Origin of the sequence: Vibrio sp. 1562 (assembly GCF_033340155.1) — a bacterium.
Lineage (GTDB): Bacteria > Pseudomonadota > Gammaproteobacteria > Enterobacterales > Vibrionaceae > Vibrio > Vibrio alginolyticus.
Window position 1 is genome coordinate 1 of sequence record NZ_JAWOVY010000250.1, and the last position, 776, is coordinate 776.

Annotated in this window: 2 pseudogenes; both read left to right on the forward strand. The window is 47.2% G+C overall.

Going from position 1 to position 776, the window contains the following annotated elements:
• A pseudogene (locus R7Z49_RS24460) lies at window positions 1-136 on the forward strand (EamA/RhaT family transporter); the annotation flags it as partial.
• Window positions 137-349: 213 nt separating this feature from the next.
• Window positions 350-776: pseudogene (locus R7Z49_RS24465) on the forward strand (GGDEF domain-containing protein); the annotation flags it as partial.

Consider the following 776-nt stretch of genomic DNA (forward strand, 5'->3'; position numbering starts at 1 on the left):
GATGTTGTTGGCCACCATTATTGGTGAAAAAATCCACCCATCGACGCTGATTGGACTTGTCTTAATCATCAGTGGTTTGGTCATCCAACAGGTGACTTGGGGTAAAAAAGCCAAGGCGGCGAACGCATCGCAATAGTTGGTCATGCCCAAAAAACCTAGGACAATATGAAAACGGAGAAATGAAACGAGTTGGATAAAAAAGAGAGCTCGCTAACATTTTATTGATCGAAAGTGCCTTCAGTCGCTTGGAATTGTTCAAGCGTTGGATACGATATAACCAAAGCCCAGCCGCCTAACACGGCGACATTCCTATAAATATTTGTGGGCACTTCAGGATACTTTACTAATTATGTTTCGCTTCGCTATTCCTTCACCGTTGATGACTGACTGGCAACACGCTCTGCAGCAATGCTGTGATGCCACTCAAGCTCAGGGACAACTTTATACCCTGAGCTACACCAAACAATGGCTATCCAGTGAGGTATCCACCTCGCCACAAAATCACCGCGCCATCGTGGCGATGATTGAGCAAAACTGCGCGCAATTATCCGCGCCGCACTTTGACGTAGTTTGCTCACAATTTGATGATGAAAACCTGAGTCTTTGCCCAGTATGGCTACCGAATGAGGAGCTGTTTGCCGTTGTGACGTTGACGCACTCAACGCAGCAAAAGCAAACCGTTTCTGCGTGGCTGAGCGCACTGGCAGGCCGCATCAGTTTTGATGTTAGCCAGCATTATCATCAAGAGCTCAAACGTCATCACTCACACGCCAACA